We start from the raw sequence: 1960 nt of genomic DNA on the forward strand, positions 1-1960 counted from the left end.
GTCCAGCCCTCCAGCCCTCCAGCCCCTCCCCCTCTCCCCCGCGAAAGCGGCTATACTGCTGGCCGAATGCCTGTGCACAACAGGAAATGCACAACAGGAAATGCACAACAGGAAAGCCCGACAAACCCGACAGAAACCGCTATGAAAGACCCGTCGCCCCTTCCCAAGGCCTCCGGCCATCGAGCCGAGCGTCAAGCGTCAAGCCCCCAAAGGAGCCCTGCCGCCGGCTGCGGCCGCAGGGCCGATGCCCCCCTGATCCGCGTGAACCCGTGAGACCCGTGAGACCCGTGAGACCCATGAAAAGACCTACGACCCTGATCCCTTTCCTCGCGACCCTCCTGATCGCCTGCCTGCCCGTGAAGGGCACGGTGGCCAGCGCCCAGTCCCTCCGCCTCACGCCCCCGGCGGCCACGGTGTTCGCCGGGGAGCGGCTGGAGATCGCGGCCCCCGAGGAGGTGGCCTGGGAGGCCTCCGGCGGCACGGTGGACCCGGCGCGCGGCCGCGCCACGGTCTACACCGCGCCCGCCGAGCCCGGCCGCTACACCGTCACCGCCCTCGACCCCGCCGACCCCGCCCGGCGGGCGGTGGCGGTGGTGACGGTGCTCCCCAAGCCCCAGGGCTACCTCGGCTACGCGCTGGCCGGCGGCCGCTCCTTCTCGGCCGCGGTGGCCCGCGACGGCACCGTGTGGTGGTGGGGCCAGGTGAAGGACGCTCAGAGCGCGGTCCCGGTGCAGCTCGACGGGGTGCGCGGGGCCCGCTCCCTCGCGGCCGCGGACAGCGGCCTCGCGGTGGTCACCGAGGACGGGGCCCTCGTCTGGGTGTCCGGCGACCTCAAGACCCGGCGGCGGGTGGACTCCGGCGTGGTCTTCGCCGACGCGACGGGCTACGACACGGTGGTTTACGTCAAGCCCGACGGCGGCCTGTGGCTCTTCGACCCTTCGAAAGACGCACGGCTCCAGCGCCTGCGGGTCGGCGACCGCGAGCTGCAGCAGCCGGTGGCGGTGTGGACGTTCTACCGGAACGGCCCTTTCGCAACCCTGGTGGCGATCGATGCCCGGGGCCGGGCCTGGCGCCTGGACTCGCGCTCGTCCCCCGACTCCCTGCGCCCGGAGCCCCTGGCGGTGGCCTCGCCGCGCGTGGTGCAGGTGGCGCGGCTGCGGACGCCCCCCGATACCTACAATGACCGGACCTACGCGGTCTTGCTGGGCGAGGACGGGCGCCTGTGGTATTCCGACCCCCTGGCCTCCCTCGAGGTCCGGCCCCTCGAGGGGCCCGGCCCGGCCGTGCGCTTCGTCGCGGGGTCGGGGGCGGTGCTGCTCGCGGTCGATGAAGCGGGGGAGGTCTGGCGCCTGGGCGGCATAGGGGGCAGGTGGGCCAGGGTCCCCGGGCTCAAGGACGTGCGCCAGGTGGCCCGGGGCGCCGAGCACTCCCTCGCGGTGCGCTCCGACGGCTCCGTCTTCGCCTGGGGCAAGAACACCTCGGCCCAGCTCGGCGACGGCACCGCCGACGACAGCGACACCCCGGTCGAGGTCTTGGGGCTCAAGGCCCGGCTGCCCTAGAGCGCTCTTCCCAATTGCTGAGCCTTTCACAGCCCGATTGCATTGTCCTGCACGGCACCGTTGCCTCCCGGATGGGAGGCAACGTCCGTGAAGGGCGCGACAGGCCCCGAAGCCGGCCTCTGCCGGCGATTCCCTTCCCCATTCCCTACGCCTCCCCCCGGAGGATGGCGGGCAGGGTGGGCATGGCCACCCGGCGGGCGACCTCGGCGGGGGAGAGCCCCTGCCCCAGGAGCCGCCGCACCGCCCACCACAAGAGCCTCGGCCCCGGCGGCCCCGCCACCCCCGAGAGCTCGAACAGCGCGTGCAGCGCCTCCACGAAGGCCGTCCGGCTGACCGGGCGGCCCTGGCTGTCCCCCCGCCACTTGCGGGGCCGGAGGAGGAGCTGGGGGAAGGGCAGGGGG

The 1960-nt window shown here is 73.5% G+C and carries 1 protein-coding gene and 1 pseudogene; one reads left to right on the top strand and one right to left on the bottom strand.

The window, feature by feature from the left end; translation table 11 throughout:
• The first annotated feature begins 296 nt into the window (after nucleotides 1–296).
• Nucleotides 297–1559 (top strand): RCC1 domain-containing protein, encoded by a 1263-nt coding sequence (locus Mterra_RS20880; RefSeq protein WP_170159777.1) that lies wholly within the window; start codon nucleotides 297–299, stop codon nucleotides 1557–1559.
• A 145-nt stretch (nucleotides 1560–1704) separates the two neighbouring features.
• On the opposite strand, the pseudogene Mterra_RS22680 reads toward Mterra_RS20880, so the two are convergent.
• A pseudogene (locus Mterra_RS22680) lies at nucleotides 1705–1960 on the bottom strand (hypothetical protein); the annotation flags it as partial.

The sequence above is a fragment of the Calidithermus terrae genome, assembly GCF_003574345.1.
GTDB lineage: Bacteria > Deinococcota > Deinococci > Deinococcales > Thermaceae > Calidithermus > Calidithermus chliarophilus.